This window comes from Mycolicibacterium chubuense (genome assembly GCF_001044255.1).
In the GTDB taxonomy this organism is placed as follows: Bacteria; Actinomycetota; Actinomycetes; order Mycobacteriales; family Mycobacteriaceae; genus Mycobacterium; species Mycobacterium chubuense.
The window spans coordinates 1-15,773 of the sequence record NZ_JYNX01000095.1; the positions used below are offsets into that span (position 1 = coordinate 1).

Annotated in this window: 13 protein-coding genes; 7 read left to right on the forward strand and 6 right to left on the reverse strand. The window is 65.5% G+C overall.

Features of this window, described 5'->3' with window-relative positions; all coding sequences use genetic code 11:
• Positions 1–817 precede the first annotated feature (817 nt).
• Positions 818–1,024, forward strand: coding sequence for an excalibur calcium-binding domain-containing protein (locus tag MCHUDSM44219_RS31810; RefSeq protein ID WP_157868790.1), 207 nt, complete (start codon positions 818–820; stop codon positions 1,022–1,024).
• An 850-nt stretch (positions 1,025–1,874) separates the two neighbouring features.
• Here MCHUDSM44219_RS31810 and MCHUDSM44219_RS28035 read toward each other — a convergent pair.
• Positions 1,875–2,333, reverse strand: a complete 459-nt coding sequence (locus MCHUDSM44219_RS28035; RefSeq protein WP_053081417.1) for a phosphatase domain-containing protein — start codon at positions 2,331–2,333, stop codon at positions 1,875–1,877.
• Positions 2,334–2,429: 96 nt separating this feature from the next.
• Here MCHUDSM44219_RS28035 and MCHUDSM44219_RS28040 point away from each other — a divergent pair, with 96 nt between their 5' ends.
• Positions 2,430–3,158: a hypothetical protein gene (locus tag MCHUDSM44219_RS28040; RefSeq protein WP_048421562.1), complete on the forward strand. Its 729-nt coding sequence runs from the start codon at positions 2,430–2,432 to the stop codon at positions 3,156–3,158.
• Positions 3,159–4,314: 1,156 nt separating this feature from the next.
• Here the strand turns inward: MCHUDSM44219_RS28040 and MCHUDSM44219_RS28045 are convergent.
• Both MCHUDSM44219_RS28045 and MCHUDSM44219_RS28050 read right to left on the reverse strand, forming a co-directional pair.
• Positions 4,315–4,572, reverse strand: coding sequence for a hypothetical protein (locus MCHUDSM44219_RS28045; protein ID WP_048421563.1), 258 nt, complete (start codon positions 4,570–4,572; stop codon positions 4,315–4,317).
• Positions 4,573–4,670: 98 nt separating this feature from the next.
• Positions 4,671–5,468, reverse strand: a complete 798-nt coding sequence (locus MCHUDSM44219_RS28050) for a bestrophin-like domain (protein ID WP_082162437.1) — start codon at positions 5,466–5,468, stop codon at positions 4,671–4,673.
• Between the two features lie 276 nt (positions 5,469–5,744).
• On the opposite strand from MCHUDSM44219_RS28050, the gene MCHUDSM44219_RS28595 reads away from it, so the two are divergent.
• Both MCHUDSM44219_RS28595 and MCHUDSM44219_RS28060 read left to right on the forward strand, forming a co-directional pair.
• Positions 5,745–7,451, forward strand: coding sequence for a sensor domain-containing diguanylate cyclase (locus tag MCHUDSM44219_RS28595; RefSeq protein ID WP_162232111.1), 1,707 nt, complete (start codon positions 5,745–5,747; stop codon positions 7,449–7,451).
• Between the two features lie 166 nt (positions 7,452–7,617).
• A complete protein-coding gene (locus tag MCHUDSM44219_RS28060) occupies positions 7,618–7,857 on the forward strand; it encodes a hypothetical protein (protein WP_053081421.1) in 240 nt (79 codons plus the stop codon).
• An 8-nt stretch (positions 7,858–7,865) separates the two neighbouring features.
• On the opposite strand, the gene MCHUDSM44219_RS28065 is transcribed toward MCHUDSM44219_RS28060, so the two are convergent.
• Complete coding sequence (locus MCHUDSM44219_RS28065; RefSeq protein ID WP_048421585.1) at positions 7,866–8,768, reverse strand: DMT family transporter; 903 nt, start codon at positions 8,766–8,768, stop codon at positions 7,866–7,868.
• Positions 8,769–8,880: 112 nt separating this feature from the next.
• Here MCHUDSM44219_RS28065 and MCHUDSM44219_RS28070 point away from each other — a divergent pair, with 112 nt between their 5' ends.
• Complete coding sequence (locus MCHUDSM44219_RS28070; protein ID WP_048421566.1) at positions 8,881–10,722, forward strand: alkaline phosphatase family protein; 1,842 nt, start codon at positions 8,881–8,883, stop codon at positions 10,720–10,722.
• Here the strand turns inward: MCHUDSM44219_RS28070 and MCHUDSM44219_RS28075 are convergent.
• A complete protein-coding gene (locus MCHUDSM44219_RS28075; RefSeq protein ID WP_172506280.1) occupies positions 10,719–11,327 on the reverse strand; it encodes a VldE C-terminal domain-containing protein in 609 nt (202 codons plus the stop codon). The two genes, MCHUDSM44219_RS28070 and MCHUDSM44219_RS28075, sit on opposite strands and share 4 nt — an antisense overlap.
• Positions 11,328–11,589: 262 nt before the next feature.
• Between MCHUDSM44219_RS28075 and MCHUDSM44219_RS28080 the strand changes: the two genes are divergently transcribed.
• Positions 11,590–12,906 carry an amino acid permease gene (locus tag MCHUDSM44219_RS28080; RefSeq protein WP_109778025.1) on the forward strand — a complete coding sequence of 439 codons (1,317 nt, stop codon included), beginning with the start codon at positions 11,590–11,592 and terminating at the stop codon, positions 12,904–12,906.
• Position 12,907: 1 nt separating this feature from the next.
• Here MCHUDSM44219_RS28080 and MCHUDSM44219_RS28085 read toward each other — a convergent pair whose 3' ends face one another.
• Complete coding sequence (locus tag MCHUDSM44219_RS28085; protein WP_048421586.1) at positions 12,908–13,237, reverse strand: cupin domain-containing protein; 330 nt, start codon at positions 13,235–13,237, stop codon at positions 12,908–12,910.
• Between the two features lie 216 nt (positions 13,238–13,453).
• Here MCHUDSM44219_RS28085 and MCHUDSM44219_RS28090 point away from each other — a divergent pair, with 216 nt between their 5' ends.
• Positions 13,454–15,691, forward strand: a complete 2,238-nt coding sequence (locus MCHUDSM44219_RS28090) for an NADP-dependent isocitrate dehydrogenase (protein WP_048421569.1) — start codon at positions 13,454–13,456, stop codon at positions 15,689–15,691.
• Positions 15,692–15,773 lie beyond the last annotated feature (82 nt).

Sequence of the window (15,773 nt, forward strand, 5' to 3'; positions counted from 1 at the left end):
GCGCTTTCGACACCAGCTGAAACTGGCCGAATCACCTATGCCGATGTCTTGAGACACCCTATTCCGATGTCTTGAAACACCACACTGTCAGCCCGACCATTTTTTTGCAGTTGAGAGGCGGTTTCCGTGGAATCGGAAACCGCTTCTCCATACCCCTGAGGGGTGTGGATAGCAACGCGCACCGAGTTCAGTTGGCGAACATTTCGCCGTCCCAGTCCGCGGGGCTGGGTTGGCGGCTGCGCGAGTGCAACCTCCTGCTGGTGCTCGTCCCCGGCGAGGACTACCCGCTCCGACAGGTCGCTCGATCCGAGGACGAGATGCACGTGCTGGAGAAGCCACCGCGAGTCCGGAAGCCGCGTGGTCAGCTGATCGCAAGTGAAGGTAAGCGGTCCGTGCATCTTGAGCCTCGGCGTGTGAAGCCGTACGACAGAAAGCGGCGCCCTGCGGGAGCCATGTCATCTGGAGCTGTCGGCGGTGTTGGTGCAACATCTACTGGCTGGCGCTCACGCGGGGGTGTCAGCCGTTGGCTGGTCCCGCGGACAGACGTGGTGGCGCGGTTATGGCGAACGACGTTCTGAGCGGAACTACGCACCCGGTTGAGGCGGTGGACGCGCCGATATCTTCGCAGCGAACTTGAGCAAACTTGTGACAGACAGCGCCATACGGTCTAATCTTCGCTACGGATTGGGGAACCGCATGGCATTCGGGGGACTGCATTGATTTCGCGCGCACTGTTTATCGCTTCTGCCATTGGCGCAATCGCACCCGGTGGGGCTGCCACGTCAGACGCCCAGACGGGCTTGACGCCGTTCGTGACTTGCTCAGCAGCGAGGATGCGGGCCACCGAGACATCCCGTCCACGTCGCAGTACGACGGCAACCATCTCGATCGCGACAATGACGGGATCGGCTGTGAGGGCTGGGGCGCTCCTCGGCGGCATTGCCGCCTTGGCTTTCGCGGGAGTAGTCAGCGCGCCGGTCGCCTCGGCGGTCCCGGGTGCAGATGGCCGAGACTGCAAGTCTGAGTGGAACACGATGTATAACGTGCCGATCGGGGTACGGACGACTTGCTACAACCCCGATGGCAGTTATCAGATGTGCACGTCCCTCGGGACGGACGGCAAGGGACCTGGAACGTGCTGGGATTACCCGGCTCCGCCCCAGATGGGCGGTCAGCCGGTCTTCGCCCCGCCCGTGCCGGGAATGCCTCCTCCACCGCCTCCTGCATGATGAAGCGACCGTAGGCCATCGCGGGTGGCGGCCTGGGCGGCGACGTCGAGTCGCCCGGCCCGAAGCGTTGCTGACCCTCGAGGACATCGACCGGCACAAAGTGACCACGGTACTGGGCAAGGTAACTGCTCAAGCGATGAAGGCCCGGCGATGACTCGTCTGAATAAACAGGAACTCTGGGAGTGGGCGTACGACGACCTACTCACGAATACCACCCACGAAGTGCTGGCTGAGTACATCGTGGCCACAGCACTCGCCCGGCCACTCGGAATGTCTTCCTACAAGGATTGACTCGCAGGCGATTAGGGGCATCGCCGGCGTGGACGACTAGACACGCCGCAAGCGCTCTTGGAGTTGGCGGCCAAGGTCGGCTACGTAGGTGGCGACAGTGTGGAGCCGCGCGAGTGAGTCCGTCGTCCATTCTCTCAACGGCGGAATGGTCAAAATCAACGACCCCGTCGCGCATCTGGCTGTCATGGGTGCGCTCGGCAATGGCAGAAAGTAGTGCCTGGAGAGAGGCTGCGCCCGGGGTCGACGACATTGTCAGGATTCACACCGTGAACCGTAGAGGTGCACACCGACAAATCAATTGCGCGCGGGCATTGCTGTCGCGCTGGCGGCCAGTTGGTTCGGCCCGTGGGCGTTCTAGTCGAGAACCAGCACGTCGCCGCCGTCGAGAACCAGCGCGACGGTAATGCCGACGTTTTGCCACAGCCCAATGATTTCCGGGTCGTCGTCGATGGCTGCGCGGATGTCGTAGGTCTGTGCCAACGTGCGGTGGATCTCTCGCTTGATGGTGGCGTTGGACCGGTAGTCGTCGTCGCCGCGCATGTGCAGGCCGGCGATAGGAACAGGTAGGTGTTCTGTCAACCATTGCTCGGTCAACTCGCGCGACCAGGCGTCGCGGCCGGTGACGATCAGAATGGCGTGCCCTTGGCTGTATTGCTCGACGCACCAATCGACTACGGCCCGGTGCGGCGGGCATTGCGCGCACGCGTTGTGGAAGGCGCTGAATCCGTCCGGCTCGGCCTGGAGGTGAATCACTGTGCTGACGTCGCAGAGCGTGCCGTCCATGTCGACGATGACTGCCGGCTGGCGGTTCACGGCACCCCCGAGTCTTCATGACGTCTCGCCCGGCGAGGATACCGAACGACGCCGACAGCGAGGCTACTCGTCAGTGCCCGGCGTTACCTTTGAACGATGCGCTGGTTTGCCCGTCCTGAAGACGGTGCCCTCCAACTCCGGCGTACGCCGCGGCCGGCGTCCTGGAACACGGCTGACCATCCAGATCAGGTTCGACTACATGCATACCTCGATGACACCGAAGACCTCCTCAGCGGTTCGAGGGTCGACGGTCAGTGGGCGCTGTGCCTCGACGTCGGCGCTCCCGCCACGCGGGATCTGCTGCGGGAGGTAGCCGACCTCGACAACTATGCCCACCCACTTGCAGACCGGATCAAGGACACCAGCCTCGTCTCGGTGTGGTGCACCAAACAACACGATGACCAATCGTTCGTGCAAATAGAGGCAGCCCGCGAGGTACCCCAGCCGTCAGAGGTGTTGGTAGTCAGAACAACTGCGTCGTCGGAAAGTCCAAGGTACAAGGACCAGATCAAGGCGGCGATCGCAGGCGCGGAAATGCTTCCAGACGGAGCCGTCAGGATGGAGCTCTCCTTCGTCATAGGTAACCGGGGCTGGCTGGGACTGTGGAAGCCGACGATCGACGCACTCGATCCGATCCTGGGCCGTACCTATCCGGACAACCCCTACCATCCACTCGACGGCAGGATCACCGAGCTCGGCATGCACCTCACTGTCGATCGAGCTCTCGGCTACGACGTCCTGATCGGAATCACCGCTGCGCCCGCGGTTTACCGGGCTGCTCCAGCGCGCTCGGATCCAACCGACCCTAGTCCTAGTCGCAAGTGAAGCACTTGCCGGTCGTCGGTAGCTCAATAAAGCAGTTGGGACACAGGGGTCTTGGGGCGTGCGAATCCGTACCAGTACCCACATCGTGACAGTGTCCGCAAAGCTGAATCGGTTCGCCCACGTTGTCGGCCGCCCACTGATCCAACTCGGCCCGATTCTCGCCGCATACTTTTACGTATGAGACGGCTAACTGCACGTCGCGCCGAAGCTGAGCGATCAAGTCTCTGCAGTCGGCGTCATGCAGACGCGCGTCACTCGGATTGAGGCTTCGTTGGATGTTGATGACATAGCCGCGCGGATTTCTCTTCAGCCAATCCCGGTAGCCGTCATCCTCGTCGACGTATAGGTCAATGCTCACGGCTCTATCTTGCGCGAGGCTGGGGTTCTGAGGCCGTGCTTTGAGGGCCGTTTGCAGGCGCTTCAGCGAGAGGTGGGACATCACCGAAGCCTTCAGTTGCCCATCGCTAACTTGCTGGTCGTAGATGTGAAGTAGTCGGCACCGCGTTCAGGAAGGATGCGTTTCCTGTCAGGGGCTATTAGCAGTATCGGGGCATGACCTCTGATCCGATTGATCGCCTTCACCGCCGTGACTCTTGCTTGTGGCGGCTGGGCAACCGCGGCGACGCCGTAACGGGGCGAGTTGTTCGGGCGCTGTTCGCCGAAGACCACAGCATTTAGCCGCCTTGGTCGGGGGATCGCGGCAGGGGCTCGTCCTCGCGCCAGCGCAATGGTTGACGATTGCTCAGGCAGCGGACATTTGCGGGGTCGAATACCAGGAGGTCTATCAGAGGATTTCTCCCGAAGCTGGAAACTCGGCGGATCGAAAACCGCTTGGGTCCAGCGTCTTTCGGTCACATCATCCGCATTGAACGCGCTTACGCGTAACGGCTGATGAGACAACCTGTGACGCCGGCTGAAGAGTTGCCGCGCCGGGTCGCGATGAAGCAGGCAGTCGCCCAACCATCAAGTCAGCGCGCGTCGGGTCAGAACGTTGATCGCACACGAGCAGCTGGAAGCCCGTCGGATTGGCGATTCCCGTACGCCCCGCATCGAAAGAGAGAGTCGCTGCTGCAGCTAGGGAAGTGGCGGAGGTGTTGGAAGCTCGATCATCATGGTCCTCCTATCCCGATCCCGATCCACCCGGTCGCCGAGAGGCCTAGCAGGGTTGACCGGGAGGCGTGTAATACGGCGTGCCCTGCACCGTGTAGCACGGAATCTCGTTGGGAACGTACGGATAATCCTGCGACGCGATGGCCACGGCCGCGGCGTCACCCGCCACGTTGGTGCAGCCGCCCACCGAGAAGTGGCGGCCACCCGCGGCGGCGCAGACGTCGGCCTGCGCCACCGGCATCGCCACCACCGGCGCCAGGGCCATCCCGGAGGCCATCACCAGCACTGCTGCCAGCTTCTTCATCGTCGAAACCCTTCGCCGAGGTATGGAACACGCGGAGTATCGCAGTCAGTGTGACCGATTGTGATCTTGAGCGTGACGGAACGGTTCGCAAGCCGACGTCAGGCCTTCTGCTGCGCCTCGAGGATGCTGATGACCTGCTGCAGCGGATCGGAGACCGTCGAAACCGCGCCGATGTAGGGATGCGAGAGCTCGACGACGAGGAACAGCTGCGCGCCGACGAGGGTGCCGATGATGGCGACCATCGCGTAGTGATTGGCCGGCTTCTCGACTCCGTAGATGATCGCGCAGCCCAGCAGCAGGCCGCTCGTCACGAAGATCACCGCCCACAGCGACCACGGCGGACCGGTGTCCGTGCGTGCCTGGAGCACCCGCTCGGTGCGGGCCTTGCTCAGATCGTTCAAGTTGCTGAAAGACGTTGACAGCAGCGTCTTCTGCGCATCGGTGCTCGGCCGGACACTCTCGTAGGCGCCATAGAGCCGGTTCAGCGCCTGATCCGCCTCGGGGTACATCCGGCCTTCGTTGGCCTCGTCCCACTCCCGGATCGCGGCCTGCTCGTATTCCAGCAGGTGCTGGCGGATCCGATCCCGGTCCGGCGCGTCGAAGATGTGGGAGTCGCGCGCCAGTTGGGCTCCGGCCGCCCCTTCGGTCCGGACGACGGTGTCGGCGTGACTGATCTGCCCCCACATGGCCGAGACGACGAACCCGATGAAGAACGCGAACACGAAACCGACCACGCCGAACGCGAACTTGGTGACGTCGTTGTGTTCTTCACCGCGCAGGCCGGGAAAGCGGCGCCGCACGAATGTCTGCACCAGGATGGCGGTGCCCGCGGTGCACGCGACGAGCAGGATCAACAGCAACCACGACGGCACGTGGGTCACCAACCACTGGGTCAACGCGTCCCCCCGATGTCGGCCAATGCCGCGGTACGTCCGCGCCGAGAACCGACTCTAGGCGGAAGCTGGGCCGTTCACCGACGATCACGCTCGTCCCGGCTGCAGCGCCTCGCCGCGTCGCGTTGGGCAGCACAATCGACGATGCAGCACCGCGGCGTTTCGATACGTGAGGATGCAAAATCCGCAAAGAACAGTGCCATCGCTGATCCAGCCCGAGACCCGAGATTCTCAGAAGAAACACAGTTAACGGACTCGTCGATTGGCTATAACTTACAGGTGGCAGGCAGCGCGGCTGCCCAGGCAATTGCGGCAGCGACAGCGGCGGGTCTGAACATCGACGACGACTCCGTCGGGGTTGTCATGCAGTCCGCGGCTGGAGAGATCATCGCCGCGACGCCTCAAGCACAGCAAATTCTCGGGCTTGAGCTCGGCGAACTGCTGGGCCGTGACTCGACCGACCCGCGGTGGGCAGCCATCGGCGCTGACGGCATCGCCCTCCGCGGACAAGACCATCCTTCGATGCGCGCGATGCACAGCGGACAGCCCGTGCACGGCGCGATCATGGGCGTTCACCGCCCCGGACACGACGAAGCAGGAGAACACGTCTGGTTGACCGTGGACAGCGTCCCTATCGATTTCCGTGAGGGCCGACCGCATCGGGTCGTGACCCGGTTCGCGATGATCACCGATGCGCGCGCCGTCGCCTTGCAGTCGGCGGCCTCCGGCCACCTGCACCGACTGTTGATCGATCATGCGCCCGATATCGCGGCATGGCAGCTGCCGGACACCACGTTCCTGTGGGTGTCCAGCTCGTCCAAGAGCATTCTCGGCCTCGAGCCGGAGGAGATCATCGGTCGCACCGCCCACGAATTGATGCATCCGGACGACGTCGCCCACATGCGCAATGATCTCGCCGCGGGTGTTCCGTCATCCCGCACGGTGCGGATGCGCCATCGCGACGGCTGCTATCGATGGCTCGACGTGGCGACACAGGTGATTCGAGACGCGGCCGGCGAGCCTGCGCAGTTGCGCTCCGCCTGGCGCGACGTCACGGATCGCGTAGAAGCCGAACAGGAGCGCGACGCCGCGGCACGCATGATCCGATCGGTGTGGACCAGTTCTCCTATCGGCATCGCCATCTGCACCGCAACCGGCACGATCGAGGATGCCAACCTCGCGCTGTGTGTGATGCTCGGACGCCAACGAGGCGACGTCGTGGGCTGCACGTTGCGCGCCTTCCTCCATCCCGACGAACGTGGCCGCGACGCGACGATCCCGCGTGCGGACGAAGGACGGGGTCCACACCACTCCGAAACTCGTTACCTGCGTCCGGACGGCACGGCTTTCTGGGGGTTCCGCACCACGGTGGCACTCGACCCCCGGATCGGCAGAGAGCCCCGATACCTCGTTCATCTCCAGGACGTGACGCTCCGTCGCATCGCCCACGAAAAGCTGCTCCATACGGCCTCCCATGACGCCCTCACCGGGTTGGCGAACCGCACAGCATTCGATGAGAACGTCGAGCGGACGCTCAAGCGGCTGCCGCCCGACGCGTGCAGCGGCATGCTGTTTATCGATCTGGACGGCTTCAAGTCCGTCAATGACACGTACGGCCACCACGTCGGGGACATGGTGCTCCAAGCCGTTGCCACCAGGCTCGAGCGGGCGATACGCAAAGGCGATCTCGCCGCACGGCTCGGTGGTGACGAGTTCGTGGTGTGCCTACCGACGGTGGACGACGCCGAGGAAGCCGTCGTCGTCGCGCGGCGCGTGGCGGCGCTCCTCTCGGCTCCGTACGACGTGGAAGCCCAGACGGTCGAGATCTCGGTCAGCATCGGAGTCACCACCGCCGCCGCCGAACAACGCGCACTGTTGGTCAGAGCAGCCGATCGTGCGATGTATCGCGCCAAGTCGACGGGGAACGCAATAGCGACTGTGAGGGCCGAAGGGGAGGGTCGCTGCCGTCCGTCCGCGGGTCCCTAGCTCGACAAGACCGCAGACAGTCATCCGTCGAAAGTTCGCCCGTCGAACCGGCTTCGACGGTGCAGCCACAGGCCTACCATCGACGTGTGCGGTTCCGCGATATGGAGCTCGCGACCGCGCGCAGGAGGCCGCGATGCGGCTCATATCTTCAGTTGTCGTTCCGATCGTGATCGGCGCCGGACTCACCGCCACGCCCACGGCATCAGCCGACTGCACCAGCACCGCGGGCACCACCGTGTGCTCGCAGGGGGACGTACGGGGTGCGAACACCGGGCAGGGTCCCGGTTCGGTGCCGTCGTACAACCCCAACCAGTGCTGGTGGTGCAACAACGACGGCTGGGGGCTCACCTTCGTCATCGTGCGGCCACCGCGCCCGCGTGGTGGCGGCGGCGGTCACCAGCGCTAGCGGCGATCTCACTGCGGCGCGGTCGGAACAGCGGGCGCCGCAGTCGATTTGGCGCGCACGGCCAAGAGGCCGCCGCCGATGACCAGAGCCATCCCCAGGTACGTCGACACGGTGGGACGGTGGTCCCAGAACAGCCAGTCGATCAGCGCGGTGAACACGATGACCGAGTAGATGAACGGACCCAGTTTCTCCGCCGGCGCGAAGCGGTACGCGATCACGATGAGCAGCTGCGAGAGCAGCTGCGCGACACCGACGGCGAACAGCCACGGCCATGCCTGCGGCTCGACCGCGCGGAAATCCAGCGCCGCGACCGGAATGGACATCACGGTGGAGAGCAGGAAGTAGTAGAACAGGATCCGCAACGTCGGCTCGGTCGCCCCCAGCCACCGCACGGACATCATCGCCACGGCCAGCAGCACCGCCCCGGCGAACGCTGACAGTTCGCCGATGCTCATTCCGTGGCCCTGCGGCCGCAACACCAGCACCACCCCGGCGAAGCCGACGCCGGCGCCGATCCAGGTGGCCGTGGCGACCCGCTGCCGGGTCACCGCCCACGCGATCAGTGGCATCCACAGCGGCGCGCTATAGGTCAGCAGCGTCGCATTGGCCAGCGGGATCAGCGTGATCGCGAAGAACAGCGCGTACCAGCAGGCGGTGCCCGTCGCGGCGCGTAACAGATGCAGCCCGAATCGCTGCGTCCGCATCGGGCCCCACCCATGACGCAGGGCCACCGGCGCAACGGCCGCCAGACAGATCGCGTTCTGGGCGAGCAGCAGGACGCCGGTCGAGGTGTGGTTCCCCGCGACCTTCGCCAGCGCACCAACCAGGGCGACACAGAAGAACGCCGCCGTCGTGAGAGCAGCCCCGAGGACCAGGTTCTCGGTGCGGTACCCCGCGCGGTCACCCGGCATCGGCCGACTGTAGACCGACACGGCGCAGATCTGAGCCAAACACCGCCGTCGTTCGCTGACGGCGGCGTAACTTACGACCCACATGAGCGACGGTCGGGCAAAGGGGAGTCTCATGAGTCACGCCAGGTACATCGGACGGGTCGGGGCACTGGCCGTCACGCTCGGAGTCGGCTGGGCGGTGGCCACCGCAGCGCCCGGTGTGGCATACGCCGACGACTCCGCCACCACCTCGAGCGCCGGCGACACCACGTCGGCGTCCGCCCCGGCGGACACCGGGGCGTCGGCGGCATCAGCGCGTTCCGAGCGGCGAGCCCGCGCCGAGCAGCGGCGCCAGGAAGCCCGCGACGCCGCTGCCGACCGACGGGCACAGCGCCAGGCGGCGCGCGAGGCCCGCGCCACCGACACGGACACCACCGACACCGACACCGACCAGCCCGAGCGCAGCGTCACCGCCGTCAGCGTGGCGACCGTCCCGGCGTCGTCGCCGTCCGAATCGCAGGCCGAGTCGCCGTCGGACTCCGATCCCGCCGCCCCGCTCGCGGCCACCACCCTGCTGACCGCGGCGGCCGCATCCCGCGAGGAGCGCCAAGCCCTGCGGCGCGCGTCGGTCGCACCGCAACCGCAGGTGAGCGCACTCGCCGCCGACGACACGCCCAACATCCTGGTGATCGGTGTGGACGGCACGAACCTGAGCAAGATCCTGGCCAACCCGCTCAACACCAACCTGTTCGGTCTCATGCAGGGCGGGACGACGGCCCCGTCGACGATCGTCGGGCACACCACGATCTCCAACCCGTCCTGGACGTCGATCCTCACCGGGGCGTGGGGCGAGAAGACCGGCGTGATCAACAACGTCTTCACGCCGTGGACCTACGACAAGTGGCCGACGGTGTTCAACCAGCTCGAGGTACTGAACGACTCCATCGAGACCACCGCGATCTCCGACTGGGACGTCATCGCCGGCATCGCGGGCGCGGGTTCGGATCCGGTGGACAACAACATCTACTTCACCCAGGTCGCCGGGGACACCGACTGGTCGAAGACCGACGACCGGGTCGGCGAGGCCACCGCGGCGGCGATCGCCAACGCCAACCTCAGCGTCGCGAACTTCGTCTTCAGCTACTTCGTCGGAGTCGACGAGAACGGGCACATGCACGGCGGTGACTCGCCCGAGTACGCGGCCGCCATCACCAACGTCGACGAGAACATCGGCGAGATCCTGGCGGCGGTGGCCGCGAGCGGAGAGGAGTGGACGATCCTGGTCGTCACCGACCACGGCCACCAGCCGCAGAAAGGCATCGGCCACGGCTTCCAATCCCCGCCCGAGACATCGACATTCGTGATCGCCAACGGAGGCGGCTTCGACCCGGGCGCGATCAACCTGACCTACTCGATCGTCGACATCACACCGACGGTGGTGACCCTCTTCGGTGGGCAGCCCTCTCCGGACTCCGACGGGCAATCCCTGACCGATCAGGCCGGCAACAACGTCTTCCCGATCAACGACGACGGGGCGCTGCGCGCCGGACTGCTCGACATCATCGCCAAGTACGGCTACCCCGACACCGGCACCGAGCTCAGGCTCGGTCTGCGGACCATCGTCACCTCGGTGCCCTACTTCGTGTTCGGCGCCACCACGCAACTCACCGCGGGCCTGCAGGACCTCGTCGACCAGGGCATCCCCCTGATCAGCCTGGTCGCCAAGATCGCCATCATCCCGGTGCAGTTCGTCGGCGATCTGGCCTATGTGGCCACCAACCTCGCCGCGCAGATCGTCGCGAAGCTGACCGGGGTGGAAGGTGCGAGCATCTTCCCGCTCTGGCCGCCGGCCCCGCCGTCGGTGCAGCCGCAGCCCGACGAGGGCACCACGCTGGTCGATCTGCTCGCGGTGTGCGGCGACGACCCGGCCTCGGCGAGCTTCCTGCACTGCGGAGCGCCGAGCATCGCGGTCTAACGCTGCATCGACCCGATGAAATAGGACTCCCGTCCGGTCGGGTAGCCGCCGCCGTTGGTGGCGATGTGCACGTGATCGAAGTGATTGGCGGTCTCGTTGCCGTAGTCGGCCGTCCAGCTCGGCGCGCCGATGCCGGGGTAGATGGCCTGCCGCCAGATCACGTGCAGCACCCCCCAGCGCTTCGCGTTCGCCAGCGCGTACCCGGCGATCTGGTTGCCGAGATCGATGCCGTCCTTGGAGTGGTAGTTCGGGATCATCACGTCGATGGCCAGCCCGTTGGGATGCCACTTCAGCGGATCCTGCCGGTAGCCCCCGATGGTCGTGATCTCCGGGAACATCATGCTGATCGCGCGGGCCGCCCAGATCGTCTTGACCTGCAGACCCTGTTCGGGGGCGACCCCGCGGGGCAGGGAGAGGTCGAACACCCGCGAATCGACGGGCGCGCTCGCGGCCAGCAACTCGGCCGCGGGCGGCGGGGCTGCGGCCATCGCGCTCGACGGCGCGGCTGCCGGGGGAGCCGACGCCGGGGCGGCCGGAGTCGCCCGCTCGGTGTCCTGCGCGTAGAACATGCCCGCCGAGATCACCAGCGAGGCCGCGACCGCCATCCAGCGGCCACGGCCGTTGGCTAACAGGTTCGCGGGCACGATCAGCACCTTAACGCCGCGTGGCGTGGTCGCGGGCAATGTTCGGCCACGGCGCGTTTGGTTTTTCCTCGCCGTGGGCAAGCTGTGGGTCTGTTTCCGTGCAAGGGGGCACGCATCTGCCGAACGAAAGGCGTGTGTGGTGAGCGAAGTCGCAACAGGCTCTACGCAGACCGGAGCCGACGGACGCAAGCTGGGTACCAGCCTCAAATCCCGTCACATCACCATGATCTCGATCGCGGGGATCATCGGCGCCGGGCTGTTCGTCGGCTCGGCGAACGCGATTGCCGAAGCCGGTCCCGCCGTGCTCATCTCCTACATGCTGGCCGGCACCCTGGTGGTGCTGGTGATGCGGATGCTGGGGGAGATGGCCACGGCCAACCCGGACACCGGCTCCTTCTCGGTGTACGCCGACCGCGCCCTGGGCGGTTGGGCCGGCTTCTCCATAGGGTGGCTGTACTGGTGGTTCTGGGTGCTGGTCATCCCCGTCGAGGCCACGGCCGCGGCGAACATCCTGACCGACCTCATCGGTGGCGCGCAATGGATTTGGGCGCTGGCCGTCACGCTGCTTCTCACCATCACCAACCTCGCCAGTGTCGGCAACTACGGCGAGTTCGAGTTCTGGTTCGCGCTGATCAAGGTCGTCGCGATCATCGCGTTCATCGGCGTCGGTGTGGCCGCGATCGCCGGCGTCATCCCCGACTCGCAGGTCAGCGGCATCGACCACCTCTGGCAGCCGGACGGCTTCATGCCCAACGGTTTCGGCGCCGTCATCGCCGGCATGCTGATCACGATGTTCTCGTTCATGGGGACCGAGATCGTGACGATCGCGGCCGCGGAATCACCCGATCCCCAGCACGGGATCAGCAAGGCGGTGCGGACCGTCATCTGGCGCATCTCGCTGTTCTACATCGGGTCGATCTTCGTCATCGTGGCGCTGATGCCCTACGACTCCCTGTCCAGCGGCTCCTACCAGTCGACACTGGAGGCGATCGGCATCCCCGGTTCCAAGATCATCATGGACATCGTCATCCTGACCGCGGTGGCCTCCTGCCTGAACTCGGCGCTTTACACGGCGTCGCGAATGTTGTTCTCGCTCAGCGAGCGTCACGATGCGCCGCGGGCCGTCAGGAAGATCGCCCGCAACGGCGCCCCGTGGGTGGCCGTGGTGGCCTCGACGGCCGTGGGGTTCCTCGCCGTGATCGGTAACTACCTGCTGCCGGAGAAGATCTTCGGGTACCTGCTGGCCACGAGTGGCGCGGTCGCCCTGTTCGTCTACCTGGCGATCGCGGCCAGTCAGTTCGTGCTGGGTCGCCGCATGCGCGCTGACGGGGAGCGTCCGCCGGTGAAGATGTGGCTGTTCCCCCACCTGACCGTCGTGGTGATGGTCGCGATCGTCGCCATCCTGGTGCTGATGGCGTTCGACCCTGACCAACAGCAGGCGATCGGGCTGTCGGTGGTGTCGGCCGTGGTGATCGTCGCCCTCGGGGTGTTCGTGCACCGGCGGCACGCCCGCGCGGAAGACCCCGTCACGACCACCTGACTCAGGGCCGTTTGGCGACGGTCAGCAGGATCGCGGAGTCGTCGAGCGCGAGCAGCGAGTGGCGGCTGTCGGGAATCATCAGCAGGTCGCCGGTGCGGCCGTCCCACTGCTGATCGCCGGCGATCAGTCGCACCGACCCCTTGAGCACGTAGATGGTCGCCTCGCCCGGGTTCTCGTGTTCGCTCATCTCCGAACCCGCCGTCATGCCGACGACGGTCTGCCGGAGGATGCGCTCGTGCCCACCCACCACCGTGTCGGCCGCGTTGCGCCCACCGGCGAGGGCGCGCTCGAGTTGTTGGCGGGCCAGGGCTTCGATCGACACCTTCTGCATGACTGCCATTCCATGCCCGCGGGTCGGGCACGTCAACCACCGAACGGGAAGCCTTGCGCGGAAGTGACCCGTCCCGCGGGCGGGCCCGTTCGGTAGGCTGCGCCAGAGGGTGGCGATGCCATCGAGAAGGCGCCGAGACAGGCACCTCCGGTGCCGTCGACACCCCCACGAGACGTGCCCCAGTACTGACCGAAACTGACGCCGGGAGACCACCACATGAGCGCCGAGCAGCCCACCCTCTTCTACACACTTACCGACGAGGCGCCACTGCTCGCGACGTACGCCTTCCTTCCGGTGGTCCGCGCCTTCGCCCACGCCGCCGACATCGACGTCAAGTCCCGCGACATCTCGGTGGCCGCCCGCATCCTCGCCGAGTTCTCCGACCGCCTCACCGAAGAGCAGCGGGTGCCGGACAGCCTCACCGAGCTGGGGGAGCTGACCCAGTTCCCCGAGACCAACATCATCAAGCTGCCCAACATCAGTGCCTCGGTGCCCCAGCTGCTCGCCGCGATCAAAGAGCTCAAGAGCAAGGGCTACGACCTGCCCGACTACCCCGGCGAGGCGAAGACCGACGAGGAGAAGAAGATCAAGGAGCGGTACTCCAAGATCCTCGGAAGCGCGGTCAATCCCGTTCTGCGCGAAGGAAACTCAGACCGCCGCGCCCCCAAGGCCGTCAAGGAGTACGCGCGGAAGCACCCGCACAGCATGGGTAAGTGGTCGATGGCGTCGCGCACCCACGTCGCGACGATGAAGCACGGCGACTTCTATCACGGCGAGAAATCGATGACGCTGGACAAGGCCCGCACCGTCAAGATGGTGCTGGAGACCGCAAGCGGCAAGACCATCGTGCTCAAGCCCGAGGTCAAGCTCGACGAGGGCGACATCATCGACAGCATGTTCATGAGCAAGAAGGCGCTCTGCGAGTTCTACGAGGAGCAGATGCAGGACGCCTTCGAGACCGGGGTGATGTTCTCCCTGCACGTCAAGGCGACCATGATGAAGGTCTCGCACCCGATCGTGTTCGGGCATGCGGTCAAGGTGTTCTACAAGGACGCCTTCGCCAAGCACCAGGCGCTCTTCGATGAGCTCGGGGTCAACGTCAACAACGGCATGTCCGATCTCTACGACAAGATCTCCTCACTGCCCGCCTCGCAGCGCGAAGAGATCATCAACGACCTGCACGCCTGCCACGAGCACCGGCCCGAACTCGCCATGGTCGACTCCGCCCGCGGCATCACCAACTTCCACTCGCCCAGCGACGTGATCGTCGACGCCTCGATGCCGGCGATGATCCGCCTCGGCGGCAAGATGTACGGCGCGGACGGCCGGACCAAGGACACCAAGGCCGTCAACCCCGAGTCGACGTTCTCCCGGATGTACCAGGAGATGATCAACTGGTGTAAGACCAACGGCCAGTTCGACCCCACGACCATGGGCACCGTCCCCAACGTCGGGCTGATGGCGCAGAAGGCCGAGGAGTACGGCAGCCACGACAAGACCTTCGAGATCCCCGAGGACGGCGTCGCCAACATCGTCGACGTGGACACCGACGAGGTGCTGCTCAGCCAGAACGTCGAAGAGGGCGACATCTGGCGCATGCCGGTGGTCAAGGACGCCCCGATTCGGGACTGGGTCAAGCTGGCCGTCACCCGGGCGCGCGCGTCGGGCATGACGGCGGTGTTCTGGCTGGACACCGAGCGCCCGCACGAGGCCGAATTGCGCAAGAAGGTCAAGGAATACCTGAAGGACCACGACACCGAGGGCCTCCACATCCAGATCATGCCGCAGGTGTGGGCCATGCGGTACACGCTCGAGCGCGTGGTCCGCGGGCAGGACACCATCGCGGTGACCGGCAACATCCTGCGCGACTACCTCACCGACCTCTTCCCGATCCTCGAGCTGGGCACCAGCGCCAAGATGCTGTCGATCGTGCCGCTGATGGCCGGCGGCGGGCTCTACGAGACAGGGGCCGGCGGCTCGGCGCCCAAGCACGTACACCAGTTGGTCGAGGAGAACCATCTGCGGTGGGACTCGCTGGGCGAGTACCTCGCGCTCGGCGCCAGCTTCGAGGACATGGGCGACAAGGCCGGCAACAAGAAGGCCTCGATCCTGGGCAAGACGCTCGACGCCGCCATCGGCAAGCTGCTCGAGAACGACAAGAGCCCGTCGCGCAAGACGGGGGAGCTCGACAACCGGGGCAGCCAGTTCTACCTGACCCTCTACTGGGCTCAGGAGCTGGCCAACCAGAGCGAGGATCAGGAGCTCGCCGATCATTTCGCTCCGCTGGCCACGACGCTGGCCGAGCAGGAAGAGACCATCGTCGCGGAACTCAACAAGGCGCAGGGCAACGCCGTCGACATCGGTGGCTACTACTACCCGGACCGGGAGAAGACCACCGCGGTGATGCGGCCGAGCAAGACCTTCAACGACGCGCTGGAGTCGCTGCCGAGCTGACCTGCGCATCAGCTATCCCGCCGGATTCGCCGCGACGGTTAATTGCAATTTCGCCACGATCCGGGAAACCGCCTTGCGGACT

Excerpts from the sequence above, each read along its gene's own strand:
- MCHUDSM44219_RS28070 (WP_048421566.1), top strand. The coding sequence starts at position 8,881 with ATGAGTCACGCCAGGTACATCGGACGGGTCGGGGCACTGGCCGTCACG.
- MCHUDSM44219_RS28065 (WP_048421585.1), bottom strand. The coding sequence starts at position 8,768 with ATGCCGGGTGACCGCGCGGGGTACCGCACCGAGAACCTGGTCCTCGGG.
- MCHUDSM44219_RS28085 (WP_048421586.1), bottom strand. The coding sequence starts at position 13,237 with ATGCAGAAGGTGTCGATCGAAGCCCTGGCCCGCCAACAACTCGAGCGC.
- MCHUDSM44219_RS28040 (WP_048421562.1), top strand. The coding sequence starts at position 2,430 with ATGCGCTGGTTTGCCCGTCCTGAAGACGGTGCCCTCCAACTCCGGCGT.
- MCHUDSM44219_RS28090 (WP_048421569.1), top strand. The coding sequence starts at position 13,454 with ATGAGCGCCGAGCAGCCCACCCTCTTCTACACACTTACCGACGAGGCG.
- MCHUDSM44219_RS28075 (WP_172506280.1), bottom strand. The coding sequence starts at position 11,327 with ATGGCGGTCGCGGCCTCGCTGGTGATCTCGGCGGGCATGTTCTACGCG.
- MCHUDSM44219_RS28045 (WP_048421563.1), bottom strand. The coding sequence starts at position 4,572 with ATGAAGAAGCTGGCAGCAGTGCTGGTGATGGCCTCCGGGATGGCCCTG.
- MCHUDSM44219_RS28080 (WP_109778025.1), top strand. The coding sequence starts at position 11,590 with ATGATCTCGATCGCGGGGATCATCGGCGCCGGGCTGTTCGTCGGCTCG.